The following is a 15,434-nucleotide window of genomic DNA, read 5'->3' as shown; positions in this document are numbered from 1 at the left end:
GGCACGATACCGACCATGTCGGAGGCGTTGATGGGAGATGACCAGGACGCCTCGAAGAGGGCGCCGGTGACCACCTGGTCGGGCCCCGAGACGCTTGCCTCGGGCAGTGTCGGCTCTGGCTCTGGTTCTGGCTTAGGCTCGGGAGCCGGTGGTGTCTCTTCCACCGCCTCTTTCACCTGCGTCAGGGCATTGTGGAGTTCATCGGCATTGCGGGCGGGCACAAACAGGCCACCGGTATTTTCGGCGATGCAGGAGAGGCTGGCATGGGCCTCGTCTTCCAGATCGAAGCCAACGACATGGGCGGTAAACTTGACGCCCTGTCGGGCAAGCTGCTTGGAGAGGGCGCAAGGATCGGCATTGCAGGTCTCCACACCGTCGGAGATCAGCACGACGGTGGAGGGGGTATCGCGATAGGAGAGCAGGTCGGCGGCATGCTGCACCGAGGCCGAGATCGGCGTCTTGCCCACCGGCTGTATCTCGTTGACGGTATCGATAAAGCTTGTCTTGTTCAAAGGCCCAGGCTCAACCAGGGTTTCGATATCGCGGCAGTCGCCCTGGCGGCGATGGCCATAGGCAACCAGGCCAAGATGAGTGTCGGCATCCCAACCGTTGACGAGCTCAGCCATCACGTCACGAGCGATCTCGATCTTGCTGGTGCCATCGATCTGCCCCCACATGGACCCCGAGGCGTCATAGACAATCACGATATCTTCCGCGGTGCTGGCGGATGCCGCCGAGGCGAGGCCGCCTGTGACCATCATGGCTGCCAGTGCTGATGCGATCCGTCTCATGCTCTCTTCCTCGTGTATTGCAGGCTGAGGGCGCGTATTGTTATTCGTGCAGCCCGCCTGGTATTTCTTCTAGCGTAGCCTTGCTTCTCATGGAGTGGCCTCGGGCCTTCAACGCTATATAAAGGCCGGCACAAGAGATAAGCAGTAAGGCGCGATCATGGCAGGGCACAGGCCGGCTATGCCCCCTTTATTCAGAGGGGTAGGCGGCAAGGTTTGGTTAGCACACTGCTTGGATAACGCCATGTCGAATTCCCTCTCACGGCTGCCCGCTGTGCCAATTCCCGAAGTACCCGACCCCGACTGGCCGGTGTTGAGCCGGATCCCCATCCAGGGCAGCGACGAACCGCTGGTGCCGCTCAGCCTGGCGCCACCGCCGATCAGGGTCTTCCCCGTTTACGCCAAGCAGGGCGTGCCGGGGGCGGTGAATGAGTGCTATGTGCGAGAAGGGGTATATCGTCGCTTGCTCGAGGTGGCACGTGGTTTGCCGGCCGGTATGGGGCTGATCATCCTGGATGGCTGGCGGCCATGGCGGGTGCAGCAGTACCTCTTCGATACCCTGCAGGAGGCGATTCGTGGGCACCATCCGGGGCTCGACGAGCAGGAGCTCCTCGCCCGCACTCGTGAGTTTGTCTCGGTGCCCAGCTATGAGCCCGGAGCGCCCAGTCCCCACCTGACCGGCGGGGCGGTGGATGTCACCCTGAGCGATGCCGATGGGCTCCCTCTCGACATGGGCACGCTCTTCGATGAGGCCGTGCCGGCCTCGCATACGGTCTACTTCGAGACGCTGGCAGCACCGACGGCTCAGCAGCAACAGGCGCGAGACAATCGGCGGCTGCTCTACTCGATGATGCGCAATGCCGGCTTCACCAATCTTCCCAGCGAATGGTGGCACTACGATAGCGGAGACCAGCTCTGGGCCCATTATGGCCAGCATGAGAGGGCGGTCTATGGACCCGCCGAGCTCGAGACCGTCGAGAGCCGGTGGAAGAAGCTGCTGTAGGGCATGACTCGGGAGATGGTGAAGAACGTCTTCGGCCTGGGGAGGCATATCGCCTCCGCCCTGTCACCGGCAAGCCGATGATGATCCCCGGCGGACGACGCGGAATGCCATGCGACGACAGGTATTCGAATATATCGAGTTGGACTCCAACTGGCAGCGCCGGCACAGTGCAGTCGGGATGATCAACCCGGAGGCTTTCGAAGCCCGAATGATCGCTTAGGTCGGTGTCCACCAATGCTGGATAAGATCATTCTCTCGCTACCGCGCACCCTGGAGGCACCGATGACCTCTTAAGCGTTGGCTGGTCCGTCCACGTCGGCGCAAAACTGCGCGTAAAGCGTCTCAATCACCGCCATGGCCTTGTCGTTGGCGATGCGGTAATAAACTTGCTTGCCTTCCCGCCGGGTGGCTACCAGCGCTTCGCGTCGCAGTACTGCAAGCTGCTGGGAGAGAGTCGGCTGCTCGATGCCCAGCTCACGCTCCAACTCGCCAACATTCATTTCACCCTGTGACAGTTGGCACATAAGCAACAAGCGGTCGGTATTGGCCAGTGACTTGAGGAGCTTTCTGGCTTCGCCGGCCCGCTCGCGTAGGCGGGATGGGTCAATCGAAGTGGCGTCTGGCATGGCAATCGGTGTCTCGGTGTCGTGGATGTGTCAGTATTTAATATAATATTATGTGTTTATTGAAAGTGTTTGGCGCTCCGGCTAGTCTGTAAAGCCAGCTCCCGGCCGGCATGCCGGCTAGGCCCGACACCGCACGGGGAGTCGCGATGAACATCCTCACTATACCTTGACCCCGGGGCTGCTGGCAGCGGCGCCGGCCACTGGCCCTGCGTTTGTCGGCTTGTTGAGCTTCTGGCCGGCTTATCGTCTGCTGTGCCTGAACACCTGCCGGCGCAAATCGTGGCAGGGGGCCGGCTAATGCGACCGACTTGCGGCAGCTGAGTGCCGCTCAACGAAAAGCGGGAGGCAACACCCCATGACGCGACGAGTCACGCTCGCCATTCTGGGCGCCGGCACGGCCGGGCTCACGGCGCTAAAGGAAGCCAGGCGCTACACGGACGATATAGTGCTGATCAACGCCGGTCCCTACGGTACCACCTGTGCGCGAGTGGGTTGCATGCCCTCCAAGGCGCTGCTGGAAGTGGCTCACGCCTACGGTCGTCGCGACTGGCTGGCCGAGTGCGGTATGCGGGGCGGCGAGGCGCTGGCGATGGACGTGCCGGCAGCCATGGCGCACGTACGCACCTTGCGCGATGGCTTTACAGCAGGGGCGATGAACATGACGGAGGCACTGGGTGAGCGCAGCATTGACGGCCGACCACGCTTTCTTTCGCCGACTACGCTTGAGGTAAACGGCGAACGCATCGAGGCCGAGGCAGTGATTATCGCGACCGGTACTCGCCCTAACCTGCCCGAGGCCTGGCGTCAGCTGGGAGATCGCGTGTTGACGTCGAACGAGGTCTTTGAGCTTGAGGCTCCGGGCCGTCGGGTGGGTGTCGTGGGCCTGGGGCCCATCGGCGTGGAGCTGGGTCAGGCGTTTGCCCAGCTGGGCTGTGAGGTGCACGGCTTTACCCGTGGTTCCCGTATAGCGGGGCTCAACGCGTCGGCGGTGAATCAAAGCCTGTTGGACGTTCTGCGTCGGCAGATGCACGTTACCACTGAGGCCGATGTCACGCTGAGCGAAGGAAAAGCAGGCATCCTGATGCAGGCGAGCGACCGCGAAGTGGAGGTGGATTGGGTACTGGCGTCCTTGGGACGTCGTCCCAACGTGGAAGGCCTGGAGCTGCAAAATCTGGGCGTTGCACTGGACGCGCGTGGCGTGCCTGCCTTTGACAGGTCCACCTTGCGCGTAGGCGAACTGCCGGTCTTTATCGCCGGCGACGTGGACGGACTGCGCCCGCTGATGCACGAGGCCGCAGATGCGGGACGTATCGCCGCCTACCAGGCTCTGCATCCACAGCCTGAATGCTTGGCTCGGCGCACACCCATGGGGGTGGTGTTTACCGATCCGGGAGCCGGCTACGCCGGGCTGGCCGCCGACTCGCTTCCTGCCAGCGGCGTGATAGCCGGCAGCGCCGATTTTGCCCGTCAGGGGCGCGCCCTGACGGCCGGGCGTAACGCCGGCTGTCTGCAGGTGTATGTCGATGAGCTGGATGGTCGTCTGCTAGGCGCAGAAATGGTGGCGCCGGAGGCGGAGCATCTGCTGCATCTGCTTGCCTGGTCGATCCAGCAGGAAATGACCGTGGACCAGCTGCTGGCGATGCCGTTTTATCATCCGACCGTTGAAGAAGGGCTGCGCACTGCGTTACAGGCCGCACGTCATGAGATAAACAGGCATCGTACCCGGCCCGATCAACCACTATGCCGTGAGCCCGCGCTTTAGCCGTCCATGACCCAAGCGGATGAATGTCGAGGCATTCCGTGGGGCCTTCAGGCACAGGAAAGAAGTCTGAAGGCCCCTTTTCATGCGGTTCCTGGTGCTTCTTGACCACTTTTCGACGCTCGGTATCTCTGCCCTTCCAGGCGGTACGTTGGCGGTCATCCTGATGACCCGGGCCTGCTCAGGATCGTTGGCCTTCAAAGGCGGCATCTTGGCGCAACTCACGGCTGATTGTGCTGCTGTGGGGGCCTGGCTCTCTGGCGATCCGTCGCTGGTTTATGCCGACACCCCGCTGAGGGTGAAGCTGGTATCGTTGAGTCCGGGTCAGCTGCCGGTATCCCATGCCCTGCTTCACTTTGGTTGGTAAAGCGGGGAGGATACCGGCGCTGGCCCCCTGCGTTTATCGCCCGGTGACTAATGATCTTCGATGGAGGCAATACATAGTTATGGAAGACGAAAACTCTCCGGCTCTGCGTGCCGGTGTGGACTTTCGCGGCAGCAAAAATGCGACTCAGCGAATCCTTAAGCACGCCAAGCCGGGCAAACATCGCGCTCCGCTGATGCGCTACGTGCGTATCAATCTCCCGCTGACTACTCGACTGCTTCTCTTGGCCATGGTGGCCGTTATCGGCGCTGCGTCGGCGGCTTCCGCGTTATTGAGCCACGAGCCGTTTCCCTTCGCGACGCCGGCTCTTTGGGGTGTCGTGGGGGCTGCCGCCGTGTTCGTCGCCGTGGGCTTGCTGACCTCTGCTCGCCTCTGGAACTGGGGGCTTGCGATCGCGCTGGCCTCCCTGCTGGTTTACCTTGGCGGCCTCCTGGGCAATGCACCGTATGTCTGGAATGGTGCCAGCGTTGTTTCCGCCGCGATCTGGAATCTGACGCTTGTGGGCGCCATAGGCTACATCGTGCTTTTTGCGGCGCTGCGCTACGGGATGATCGTTGCCGCTCCCGACAATCAACACTTCATGGACTGACAAGGGTGTCGCAATGGATCTCGGATTTCCGTGGTGGCTTCGTGTAGAGCACTTCCTCAATATCATTTTCATTTCATTCCTGGTGCGCTCGGGCCTCGAGATTCTGGGCTCCTACCCCAAGCTTTACCGCTCGCAGCATAGCGTGCCCGGTTCGTCCTGGGCTCAGTTTACGATTCGGGAGGAGTCGAAGCACAAGTACTACACGGTGGGCGAAGAGTATAACGACTACTCCCCTCGCATTTCTCTCCCCGGGCGTGGCCTGCTGGGTCTCGGGCGGTATTGGCACTTCATGACGGTGACGGGGTTTGTTACCTGCTGGGTCACCTATTTCGTGTTGCTGCTGGCTACCGGTCAGTGGCGGCGTTACGTCCCCACCAGCTGGGAGACTTTCGCCCAGGCGGGTCAGGACATGCTGGCCTATCTCGCCTTTACCATGCCCCACGCCGCCGACGGGGCGGTATTCAATGCCCTGCAGCAGCTGTCCTACGGGTTCGTGATACTGATATTGACGCCTTTGGTCATCCTGACCGGTGCCTTTCAGTCGCCGGCCATCGCCAACTCTTTCTCTTTCATGACGCGTGCGCTGGGTGGCCGCCAGGTGATCCGTAGCGTCCACTTCCTTTGCCTCGTGGGGTATCTGGCATTCTTCGTCATACACGTGCCGTTGGTCTTTCTTCACGGGTACCTGCATGAGACATCCAAGATGGTGCTGGGGCACTCCAACAACCCTGTGCTGGGCGGCGCCATTTTTACCCTCGGCCTCGCCCTTGTGGTCACCCTGCACGTGGTTGCCACGCGGTGGTCGTTGGCGGACGGCCGCGCCGTTGAGCGGTTGCACAACATGATCGTGCGGCCATGGTCGAACCTGCTGTACCGGCTGCCCGCGCGCATGCACTACGATCGCTCGAATATCATGGGCAAGGACGTGGGTCTCGATAACACCACCCACCACTTCCGTGGCAGCGGACGTCCACCGGAAACGGAAGAATACCTGGCGCTGATGGCCAACGGCTACGAGGACGACTATGTGCTCGAGATCGGTGGCTATGTGGAGCGTCCGATGACGCTGACGATTGCCGAGCTTCGCGAGCTTGCGGCGGGCCACTCTCAGACGACGCTGCACCACTGCGTGCAGGGCTTCACCTCGATTGGGCGGTGGCGCGGCATTACCGTTGCGGATCTTCTGGATCTGGTTGGGCCCTTGCCCGGCGCGACTGACGTCGTGTACACCAGCTTCCAGAACATGGGGCGCGATGACGCCCTGTACGAGGGGGGCACCTACTACGAGTCCACACCGATGGTTGAGGCGCGAATGCCCCAGACGCTGATTGCCTTTGAGCTCAACGACGAAGGCGAGATTCCGGCCAAGAATGGTGCCCCGGTCCGGCTGCGCCTGGAAACCTCGACCGGATTCCGCAGCCTGAAGTGGCTGGAACGTATTGAGGTGGTTAACCGCTACGATATTATCCTGGAGGGTCGCGGTGGCTACTTCGAGGACACGGACTTTTTCGACCGCAACCAGCTGATCTGACCGTCCGCGAGTAGAAAGGGAAGTCGCACTATGATACCGAAAAAAAGTACGACGCTGGAAAAAGTACGCCCACGCACCCAGGCCGAGCTCGATGCTTATTTTGCCGCGCGCCCCAGGCCGGTGCGTAACACCTTTGAAGGTATGTACCCGCTACACGAGGACCTTGAGCTGTCGGATGCACAGGTTCAGATCGTGCTGGACTACCTGCAAGAAGTGAACTTCCATCTGCCCGGCGCCGCGGCGCATGAGTTTCTCGTGGTCCGCTGGGCGCGCTACAGCGGGTTTCAGTTCATGCAGGAACCCCTGGGCGCCTATGCCGTCGGGCTACGGTGCACCCATCCCGGAATGGAAGACCAGCACACCTTCATTCGTATGTCCCGGGGCCAGCTGATGGGGGACCCCGAGGCCATCCGTCTGCCGGTCAACGAACCGGTGCTGGCGAGCGACATGATGACGCTGGCACGCTATCGCGATACGCGTACCGGACCCTCGCGGACGGGCGTTGACGCCTATGATGCTGGGTCAGATGACTCGGTGCCGGGCGCCGACTTCGACCTGAAGCTGTTGAACGGAGCGCTCGATGACGTGCTGGAGCAACACCTTACGGGCAAGGGTCGCGAGATAAACTCATGGTGGAACCCTGCGCTTCATTGGGGGGTCGCGCTGGCAGGGCGCTACCCGCGGCTGAAGTACTTCGAATCCAAGGGGCGCCTCGATGAGAAAACCTTGGCTACTTTGCGCTCCTTCGAGGCGCGGGCAGCTCGGGCGGAAACAGCGCTGCAGGAACTCGGTCTGGCTTCTCCTGCATCCGTGGCAGCGTCTGCGCTTAAGCAGGCGGAGAAAGCGGAAAGTGGAGCATTTTCCCGCCGCCACCGTATCCGCGACCCACAGCCGCTCACCGAATCAGGGCCCGACAACTAGCGCCAACGAGTCGGCAGGCACTGGGCCACGCTGCGCCTGATCCTTCAGGTTTTCAGCGGCCTCCAGGCCGGCATGGTTCAACTCTGGAGGTTTTGTCCCGAGGCTTGACTGCCTTGATGGTCGTAGCCGTTAGCTTGTTAATTTGGCGACTCGCTGGGGGGGCGCCTTAGAAAGCGGAGTTTGGCTTATGCCCCAGGGCGGTGGGGCCTCAAGAATCATTATGGAACGTTCAGATACAGGAAAGGGGCCCGAAGGCCCCTTTTCTTGCGGTTTCCGGTGCTTCTTGAGAAGTCCTGAAACCTGTGGTTGGTGGAGGCGGCGGGAATTGAACCCGCGTCCGCCAGCACGCACCCATTGGCTCTACATGCTTAGATTCCGTCATTTGCTTTAACGCTACTGGCTCCGACGGTCAGGATCCAGCCACGCGATTCCTCTGAAGTTTAACGACCGGCAAGAGGACGCTACCGATCGCGATCCCATCAGTCTTGGCTCGTATCCCCTCCGTGATGAATGGGCACATCACTTCGGGGCCGGACTAGAAGCTAGCGGCTGTTAAGCTGCCAGCGCGCCCTGAGCGTAGTTGTCGTCGTTTGCGACTATTTAGTCGTGATGTTGGATTTACGAGATACATCACGCTCTCGGCATGCACCGCAGGGGTTGTCACCGGCGTCGAAGCCATGTCGCCCCCTTAACTTCCATCCTATCAGGATGTTGCCACTTATGACAGATCAGCTACGGTTTTGTTCCCGCATGATGCGTCCCTTCTGGCGCTGCCAATCGCGATTCTTCTCGGTGGCGCGCTTGTCGTGCAGCTTCTTGCCGGTCACCAGCGCCAGCTCGCACTTCACCCGGTTGCCCTTCCAGTAGAGCTTGAGCGGTACACAGGTGTGCCCCTTGTCCTGGGTGCGCGAGAAGATCTTGGCGATCTCCTTCTTGTGCAGCAGCAGCTTGCGAGTGCGCGTGGGATCGGCCACCTCGTGGGTGCTCGCGGTATTGAGCGGCAGTATATGGCTGCCCAGCAGCCAGGCTTCGCCATTCTTGATCAGTATGTAGGTGTCGGTGAGCTGGGCCTTGCCCGCGCGCAGGCTCTTGACCTCCCAGCCCGCCAGCGACAGGCCGGCCTCGAAGCTTTCCTCGATGTGATATTCGAAGCGCGCCTTCTTGTTCAAGGCGATGACGTTGCTGCCGGGACCCTTGCCCTTGCCTTTCTTGTTGGCCATGAAACCTCGTATCGTGTCCTTGCCCGTGGCGGCTCCCTCCGAGATGGGGGGAAGCGTGGTACCATTCAAGGCCTGAAATGACGCCCATGATACGCCCTGGGCAGCGTGAAGTCAGCGAGGAGCGCAATGCCAACGGTCAACCGAACCGCCATGGTGCGGCATACCCCCCAGGAAATGTTCGATCTGGTCAACGATTTTGAGCGCTATCCGGAGTTCCTGCCGGGCTGCAGCCGTGCCCGCCTGGTGGAGCGTGACGATGCGCACCTGATCGGTGAGATGACGCTGGGGCGAGCCGGCATCGAGCAGAGCATCAAGACGCGCAATGATCTGATCGAACCGGAGCGCATCGAAATGTCGCTGGTCAGTGGTCCCTTCAAGCGTCTTCGCGGCCGATGGCTATTCACTCCAATGGGCGAGGACACTTGCAAGGTGAGCCTGGAGATGGAGTTCGAGTTTGCCAATCGCCTGCTCGGCATGGCCTTCGGCAAGCTCTTCCAGCAGGTGGCCGGGCAGCTGGTCGACTCCTTCACTCGTCGCGCCAACGACCTCTACGGGCGCTGAAGCATGGCCGAGATAGACGTCGAGGTCGCCTTCGCCCTCCCCGAGAAGCAGCGTGTCATTACCCTGCGAGTGCCAATAGGCACCACGGCCAGTGAAGCCGTATCGCTGGCTGACCTGCCGTCTCACTTCCCCGAGCTGTCCGCCGACACCTTCAACGCCCCTGATCTAGGGCTGTTCGGCAAACGTCTTCGCGAGCCCGAGGCCCACCGACTGCGCGCCGGTGATCGGGTCGAGGTCTATCGTGGGTTGATCATCGATCCCAAGGCCGCCCGTCAGGCGCGCGCCGGCACCCGGCGCTGACGCCCCGTCGAGCGAAGGCGTCGGGGCGGCCGGTATCAGCGCTGATCCGAGGGAGCGGCGTTGGGGGTTGCCAGCGGGGTGGTGGTGTCGCCTTCCGGCAGCGGACCGCCGTCGCTCTGGCCCATCTCGATCGCTTCGTCGAGCTTGCCCTCGCGCTGGATATCGACCAGGCGATTGTCATCGAAGGTCAGCGTCACGCGACGGCGTTCGGTACCCGCATAGGCCTTGTCCAGATAGAAGACATAATCCCACTGGTTGGCGTCGAAGGGTGCCTCCAGTAGCGGGCTGCCCATCACATAGATGACGTCATCGCGGGTCATCCCGGTCTGCAGCTGCCCGACCATCTCGGCGGTTACCAGGTTGCCCTGGGGAATGTCGCGCTTGTAGACCCCGAAATAGCTGCAGCCACTGGCCAGCAGGAGGGCGGCGGTAAGGGTGATGGTTTTCGTCAGCTTTTGCATTTGCGCCTGTTCTTCACTATCGTGGTTTCGGTCGATCATACCCGACCCTACCCGTTACTGCGAAGAGCTACCATGGCCGACCAGAACCATGAATTACGCAAGGCCGGTCTGAAAGTGACCCTGCCACGCGTCAAGATTCTGCAAATCCTGGAGAGTGCCCAGGGGGAACACCACCTGAGCGCCGAGGATGTCTACAAGACCCTGCTGGATGCCGGTGAAGACGTAGGCCTGGCCACCGTCTACCGCGTGCTGACCCAGTTCGAGACCGCGGGCCTGGTGGTTCGCCACAACTTCGATGGCGGCCACGCCGTGTTCGAGATCTCCCAGGAGGAGCACCATGACCACATGGTGTGCCTGGAGAGCGGCGAGATCGTCGAGTTCTTCGACGATGTGATCGAACGTCGTCAGCAGGAGATCGCCGAGGAGCATGGCTACGAGCTCGTCGACCATGCCCTGGTGCTTTACGTTCGCCCGCGCGGCTCCAGCGTGACTCGCCAGGATGGCCCGCCGCGAAAGTAGCCGGCAGTGCCACTCAGCATCAGCAAGCCGACGGCCCCGATCATCGATCGGGGCCGTCGTTTTTCAGGGCATGGCATCGGCGGGCCATGAGTAGCGGCACCGATGGTCGCGATCAGTGGTGAGGATGCTGGCTGGCGTCGAGCATCTCCCGGGCATGGGCCAGGGTGCGGTCGGAGAGGTTGACGCCGCCGAGCATGCGCGCCAGCTCGCCGACGCGGCCGGCCTCGTCCAACAGCGCCATGCGCGTCAGGGTGGTGTCGCCCTCGGCCTCTTTCTCGATATGCAGGTGACGGTGTGCCTGGGCCGCCACCTGGGGCAGGTGGGTCACGGTCATCACCTGGCCCTGTTCACCGAGGCGGCGCAGCAGCTGGCCGACGATTTCGGCGGTGGCGCCGGAAACCCCCACGTCGACCTCATCGAAGACCAGGCTGGGGATCGTGGAGTGGCGGGCCGCCACCACCTGGATCGCCAGGCTGATGCGTGACAGCTCGCCGCCCGAGGCGACCTTGGCCAGCGGTCGCGCCGGCTGGCCGGGGTTGGCGGCTATCAGGAAGCGCACGGTATCCAGGCCCTCGGCGGCGGGTGATTCACGTTCGCCGACTTCTACTTCGAAGCTCGCCTTGCCCATGGCCAGAAAGGCAAGCTGTTCCTGAACGGCCTTGCCGAAGCCCCGGGCGGCCTGGTGGCGCGTTTCACCCACGTCACGGGCCAGGCGTTTCCAGTGTTCACGGAGTGCCTCGACTTCGGCGCCAAGGGCATCCAGGTCCTGGTCACCATCATCGAGGGCCGCCAGCTCGGCATGCAGGCGCTGATGCAGGTCCAGGAGCTCTTCGGGCATTACATGGTGCTTGCGGGCCAGGCGATGCACGCTACCCAGGCGCTCATCCACATGGGCCAGGCGTTCCGGGTCGAGCTCGGTGTCGGCGGCGAGGTGGGTCAGCTCACGGGCCGCCTCTTCGACCTGAATGCGTGCCTCGCCGAGCATGGTCAGGACTTCCGCCAGGCGGCCTCGCTCGCAGCCGGGAAGCGCTTCGAGCCGGCCGATCGCCTGGGTGAGCCGAGTGATGGCGCCCCCCTCGTCGTTATCGCAGCATTCGCTGGCGAACTGGGCCTCGCTCAGGCGCTCCTCGGCGTGAGCCAGCTCCTCCTGCTCCTCTTCCAGGGCCTTCAGCTCGCCTTCGGCAAGCCCCAGCTGGTCGAGCTCCTCGACCTGGTAGCACACCAGTTGACGGCGGGCACTCAGCTCGTCGCCGTCCTCGGCCAGGCGCTTGAGCCGCCGTCGTGCCGCCTGCCAGGCGCGGAAGGTCTCGGCCATGTCGGCAACGGCCTCACGGTGACCGGCGAAATCATCGAGCAGGCGCAGGTGGGTCTCTTCACGCAACAGCTGCTGGTGGGCGTGCTGGCCATGCACCTCGATCAGGTGCTCCCCCAGGCCGCGCAGATCGGCGATGGTGGCCGGCTGGCCGTTAATCCATGCCTTGGAGCGGCCGTTGGCACTGACCACGCGCCGCAGCAGGCAATCGTCGGCGGGTAGCTCCCGGGTCGCCAGCCAGTCGCGGGCCAGGGGCAGGTCGGTGATATCGAAGCGCGCGGAAAGGTCGGCTCGCTCGCGGCCGTGGCGAACGCTGGCGGCATCGGCGCGTTCGCCCAGACACAGGCCGAGGGCCCCGAGCAGAATCGACTTGCCGGCACCGGTCTCGCCGGTGATGGCGGTCATGCCACCGGCAAGCTCCAGCTCGAGATGGTCGACGATGGCGAAGTCGCGAATGGCAAGTTCCGTCAGCATGGTGTCTCCCCGGGCGGGCCTGTTGGCGAGTGCCTGTTTATCTGTACACGGATTGAGTTTTTATACAGTAGTTCAGGATCTCCGGCAATGCACGGCCGGCTCCTTGCCGTTCGATGCCTTGAGTTCCGACGAGGCGTCCCCATATAGCGGGCATATCCCTTTCACATTCATGCTGCATTGGCGTCCCTTGGTCGCCGTTTTGCACTCAAGACAAGCGCTTCAGGAGAGACCCATGGCCAAAGACCCCCAGACCCCGCTGGACGAGGAGCTCAAGCGTCGCGAGGAGGAGGCAGACCCCCGGGTCGAGCCGGAGCCCGTGGAAGGCGAGCTGGAGGATGTGGCCGATGCCGCCGAAAAGGCGGAGCCGGTGGCATCAGACAGCGACAATCCCGAGGCTGAAATGCTGGCCGCCCGCGTCGAGGAGCTCGAGCAGAGCCTGACCGAGGCCAAGGACCAGTCGCTGCGCGCCGCCGCCGAAGCACAGAACGTGCGTCGTCGTGCCGAGCAGGACGCCGAGAAGTCGCGCAAGTTCGCCCTGGAGAAGTTCGTCAAGGAGCTGCTGCCGGTGGTCGACAGCCTCGAGAAAGCGCTGGAGGCCATGGCCGACGGGGCCAGCGACACCCATCGTGAAGGGGTCTCCATGACCCTCAAGCTGCAGCTCGATGTGCTCGGCAAGTTCGGCGTCGAGGTGGTCGACCCCGCGGGTGAGCCCTTCGACCCGCAGTACCACGAGGCCATGGCCATGGTGCCCAACCCTGAGCTCGACCCCAACAGCGTGATGGAAGTGATCCAGAAGGGCTATCTGCTCAACGGGCGCCTGGTGCGTCCGGCCATGGTGGTGGTCAGCCAGGCCGCCGGCTGAACGGCAACAAATCCGGGCCGCGGCACTTGAAATGTTCTCTGCGGCCCCCAGATAGAAAGCAACTCCGCGGCACACGCCGCTGAATACGACTACTGAATACATCACACGACTTTCGAGGATTTCCTATGGGACGCATCATCGGAATTGACCTGGGTACCACCAACTCCTGTCTCGCCGTGCTCGACGGTGACAGTGCCAAGGTGATCGAGAACGCCGAGGGTACCCGCACCACGCCGTCCGTTATCGCCTACACCGACGATGGCGAGACACTGGTGGGCCAGTCGGCCAAGCGCCAGGCAGTGACCAACCCTGAAAACACCCTGTACGCCATCAAGCGCCTGATCGGTCGTCGCTTCAAGGACGATGTGGTCCAGAAGGACATCAAGATGGTGCCCTATACCATCGCCGAGGCCGATAACGGCGATGCCTGGGTGGAAGTGAAGGGCGACAAGCTGGCACCGCCCCAGGTCAGCGCCGAAGTGCTGAAGAAGATGAAGAAGACCGCGGAAGACTACCTGGGTGAAAGCGTCACCGAGGCGGTCATCACCGTGCCGGCCTACTTCAACGACAGCCAGCGTCAGGCGACCAAGGACGCGGGCCGCATCGCCGGCCTCGAGGTCAAGCGCATCATCAACGAGCCCACGGCAGCGGCGCTGGCCTACGGCATGGACAAGTCGCGCGGCGACAAGACCATCGCGGTCTATGATCTGGGCGGCGGTACCTTCGATATCTCCATCATCGAAGTCGCCGACGTCGATGGCGAGACCCAGTTCGAGGTGCTGGCCACCAACGGCGACACCTTCCTGGGCGGCGAGGACTTCGACCTGGCGCTGATCAACTACCTGGTCGACCAGTTCAAGAGCGATAGCGGCATCGACCTCTCCGGCGACAACCTGGCCATGCAGCGCCTCAAGGAAGCCGCCGAGAAGGCCAAGATCGAGCTCTCCAGCGCCCAGCAGACCGACGTCAACCTGCCGTACATCACGGCCGACAACACCGGTCCCAAGCACCTCAACGTCAAGGTGACCCGCGCCAAGCTCGAGTCGCTGGTCGAGGACCTGGTCAAGCGCTCCCTGGAGCCGTGCAAGACCGCGCTCAAGGATGCCGGCCTGTCCGCATCCGAGATCGACGACGTCATCCTGGTCGGCGGCCAGACCCGCATGCCCATGGTCCAGCAGAGCGTTGCCGACTACTTCGGCAAGGACTCTCGCAAGGACGTCAACCCGGATGAGGCGGTCGCCGTGGGCGCTGCCATTCAGGGTGGCGTGCTGGGCGGCGACGTCAAGGACGTGCTGCTGCTCGACGTGACCCCGCTGACGCTGGGCATCGAGACCCTCGGCGGCGTGATGACACCGCTGATCGAGAAGAACACCACCATCCCGACCAAGAAGACCCAGACCTTCTCGACCGCGGATGACAACCAGACGGCCGTGACCATTCACGTGCAGCAGGGCGAGCGCAAGCAGTCCAGCGGTAACAAGTCGCTGGGTCGCTTCGACCTCTCCGATATTCCGCCGGCACCGCGCGGCGTGCCGCAGATCGAGGTCGCCTTCGACCTGGATGCCAACGGTATCCTCAACGTGTCCGCCAAGGACAAGGCCACCGGCAAGGAACAGTCCATCGTCATCAAGGCCTCCAGCGGTCTCTCCGATGAGGAGATCGAGCAGATGGAGCGCGATGCCGAGGCGCATGCCGACGAGGACAAGAAGTTCGAGGAGCTTGTCCAGCTGCGCAACCAGGCCGACGGCATGGTCCACGCCGCACGCAAGACCGTGGAAGAAGCCGGTGAAAAAGCCAGCGACGAGGAAAAGGAAGCCATCGAGAGCGCTGCCAAGGAGCTGGAAGAGGCCATCAAGGGTGACGACAAGGACGACATCCAGGCCAAGCTCGACACGCTGACCGAGGCCTCCGGCAACCTGGCGCAGAAGATGTACGCCGACCAGGCAGAAGCCGGACAGCAGGAAGGGGCCGAGGCAGGTGACGCCGGTGCCAAGCCGGAAGATGACGTGGTCGACGCCGAGTACGAAGAAGTCAACGACGACGAGAAAAAGCAGTAAATCACGCATCTTAGCCACGGATGACACCAGCGCGGGGGCCTGACTCCCGCGCTGGTGTTTCCGAGG

The 15,434-nt window shown here is 62.7% G+C and carries 15 protein-coding genes, 1 other RNA gene and 1 pseudogene; 10 read left to right on the top strand and 7 right to left on the bottom strand.

Going from position 1 to position 15,434, the window contains the following annotated elements:
* A partial coding sequence (locus tag Q358_RS17690) for a vWA domain-containing protein (RefSeq protein ID WP_156940950.1) occupies nt 1-791 on the bottom strand: 791 nt, incomplete at its 3' end.
* Between the two features lie 241 nt (nt 792-1,032).
* On the opposite strand from Q358_RS17690, the gene Q358_RS0114220 reads away from it, so the two are divergent.
* Nucleotides 1,033-1,791, top strand: coding sequence for a M15 family metallopeptidase (locus Q358_RS0114220; protein WP_027962581.1), 759 nt, complete (start codon nt 1,033-1,035; stop codon nt 1,789-1,791).
* Between the two features lie 290 nt (nt 1,792-2,081).
* Here the strand turns inward: Q358_RS0114220 and Q358_RS0114215 are convergent, their stop codons facing one another.
* Nucleotides 2,082-2,417: an ArsR/SmtB family transcription factor gene (locus Q358_RS0114215; RefSeq protein WP_027962580.1), complete on the bottom strand. Its 336-nt coding sequence runs from the start codon at nt 2,415-2,417 to the stop codon at nt 2,082-2,084.
* A 355-nt stretch (nt 2,418-2,772) separates the two neighbouring features.
* Here Q358_RS0114215 and Q358_RS0114210 point away from each other — a divergent pair, with 355 nt between their 5' ends.
* A complete protein-coding gene (locus Q358_RS0114210; RefSeq protein WP_027962579.1) occupies nt 2,773-4,179 on the top strand; it encodes a dihydrolipoyl dehydrogenase in 1,407 nt (468 codons plus the stop codon).
* Nucleotides 4,180-4,312: 133 nt separating this feature from the next.
* Here the strand turns inward: Q358_RS0114210 and Q358_RS19090 are convergent.
* Nucleotides 4,313-4,519: pseudogene (locus Q358_RS19090) on the bottom strand (IS30 family transposase); the annotation flags it as partial.
* Between the two features lie 103 nt (nt 4,520-4,622).
* Here Q358_RS19090 and Q358_RS0114200 point away from each other — a divergent pair.
* From Q358_RS0114200 to Q358_RS0114190, 3 genes are read left to right on the top strand one after another with little or no spacing between them, the layout of a single operon-like run.
* On the top strand, nt 4,623-5,150 hold the full coding sequence (locus tag Q358_RS0114200) for a hypothetical protein (protein WP_027962577.1): 528 nt from the start codon (nt 4,623-4,625) through the stop codon (nt 5,148-5,150).
* A 13-nt stretch (nt 5,151-5,163) separates the two neighbouring features.
* Nucleotides 5,164-6,681, top strand: coding sequence for a molybdopterin-dependent oxidoreductase (locus tag Q358_RS0114195; RefSeq protein ID WP_027962576.1), 1,518 nt, complete (start codon nt 5,164-5,166; stop codon nt 6,679-6,681).
* Between the two features lie 30 nt (nt 6,682-6,711).
* Nucleotides 6,712-7,602: a hypothetical protein gene (locus Q358_RS0114190; RefSeq protein WP_043488518.1), complete on the top strand. Its 891-nt coding sequence runs from the start codon at nt 6,712-6,714 to the stop codon at nt 7,600-7,602.
* 307 nt (nt 7,603-7,909) lie between these two features.
* Here Q358_RS0114190 and ssrA read toward each other — a convergent pair.
* Both ssrA and smpB read right to left on the bottom strand, forming a co-directional pair.
* Nucleotides 7,910-8,290, bottom strand: a transfer-messenger RNA (tmRNA) gene (gene ssrA / locus Q358_RS18410).
* A gap of 40 nt (nt 8,291-8,330) precedes the next feature.
* Complete coding sequence (gene smpB / locus Q358_RS0114185) at nt 8,331-8,822, bottom strand: SsrA-binding protein SmpB (RefSeq protein ID WP_027962574.1); 492 nt, start codon at nt 8,820-8,822, stop codon at nt 8,331-8,333.
* A 126-nt stretch (nt 8,823-8,948) separates the two neighbouring features.
* On the opposite strand from smpB, the gene Q358_RS0114180 reads away from it, so the two are divergent.
* Nucleotides 8,949-9,383, top strand: coding sequence for a type II toxin-antitoxin system RatA family toxin (locus Q358_RS0114180; protein WP_027962573.1), 435 nt, complete (start codon nt 8,949-8,951; stop codon nt 9,381-9,383).
* 3 nt (nt 9,384-9,386) lie between these two features.
* Nucleotides 9,387-9,683 (top strand): RnfH family protein, encoded by a 297-nt coding sequence (locus Q358_RS0114175; RefSeq protein ID WP_027962572.1) that lies wholly within the window; start codon nt 9,387-9,389, stop codon nt 9,681-9,683.
* 35 nt (nt 9,684-9,718) lie between these two features.
* On the opposite strand, the gene Q358_RS17685 is transcribed toward Q358_RS0114175, so the two are convergent.
* A complete protein-coding gene (locus Q358_RS17685) occupies nt 9,719-10,144 on the bottom strand; it encodes an outer membrane protein assembly factor BamE (protein WP_043488517.1) in 426 nt (141 codons plus the stop codon).
* Between the two features lie 72 nt (nt 10,145-10,216).
* Between Q358_RS17685 and fur the strand changes: the two genes are divergently transcribed.
* Entirely contained in the window at nt 10,217-10,663 is a 447-nt protein-coding gene (gene fur, locus Q358_RS0114165; protein ID WP_027962571.1) for a ferric iron uptake transcriptional regulator, read from the top strand.
* A gap of 112 nt (nt 10,664-10,775) precedes the next feature.
* On the opposite strand, the gene recN is transcribed toward fur, so the two are convergent.
* Nucleotides 10,776-12,449, bottom strand: coding sequence for a DNA repair protein RecN (recN, locus tag Q358_RS0114160; RefSeq protein ID WP_027962570.1), 1,674 nt, complete (start codon nt 12,447-12,449; stop codon nt 10,776-10,778).
* A 232-nt stretch (nt 12,450-12,681) separates the two neighbouring features.
* On the opposite strand from recN, the gene grpE reads away from it, so the two are divergent.
* Together grpE and dnaK are read left to right on the top strand one after the other, a co-directional pair.
* Nucleotides 12,682-13,311 carry a nucleotide exchange factor GrpE gene (grpE, locus tag Q358_RS0114155; protein ID WP_027962569.1) on the top strand — a complete coding sequence of 210 codons (630 nt, stop codon included), beginning with the start codon at nt 12,682-12,684 and terminating at the stop codon, nt 13,309-13,311.
* Nucleotides 13,312-13,436: 125 nt separating this feature from the next.
* Nucleotides 13,437-15,368 (top strand): molecular chaperone DnaK, encoded by a 1,932-nt coding sequence (gene dnaK / locus Q358_RS0114150; protein WP_027962568.1) that lies wholly within the window; start codon nt 13,437-13,439, stop codon nt 15,366-15,368.
* Nucleotides 15,369-15,434 lie beyond the last annotated feature (66 nt).

Origin of the sequence: Halomonas halodenitrificans DSM 735 (assembly GCF_000620045.1) — a bacterium.
GTDB classification, from domain to species: Bacteria; Pseudomonadota; Gammaproteobacteria; order Pseudomonadales; family Halomonadaceae; genus Halomonas; species Halomonas halodenitrificans.
This window is presented reverse-complemented; position numbering and strand designations above follow the sequence as displayed.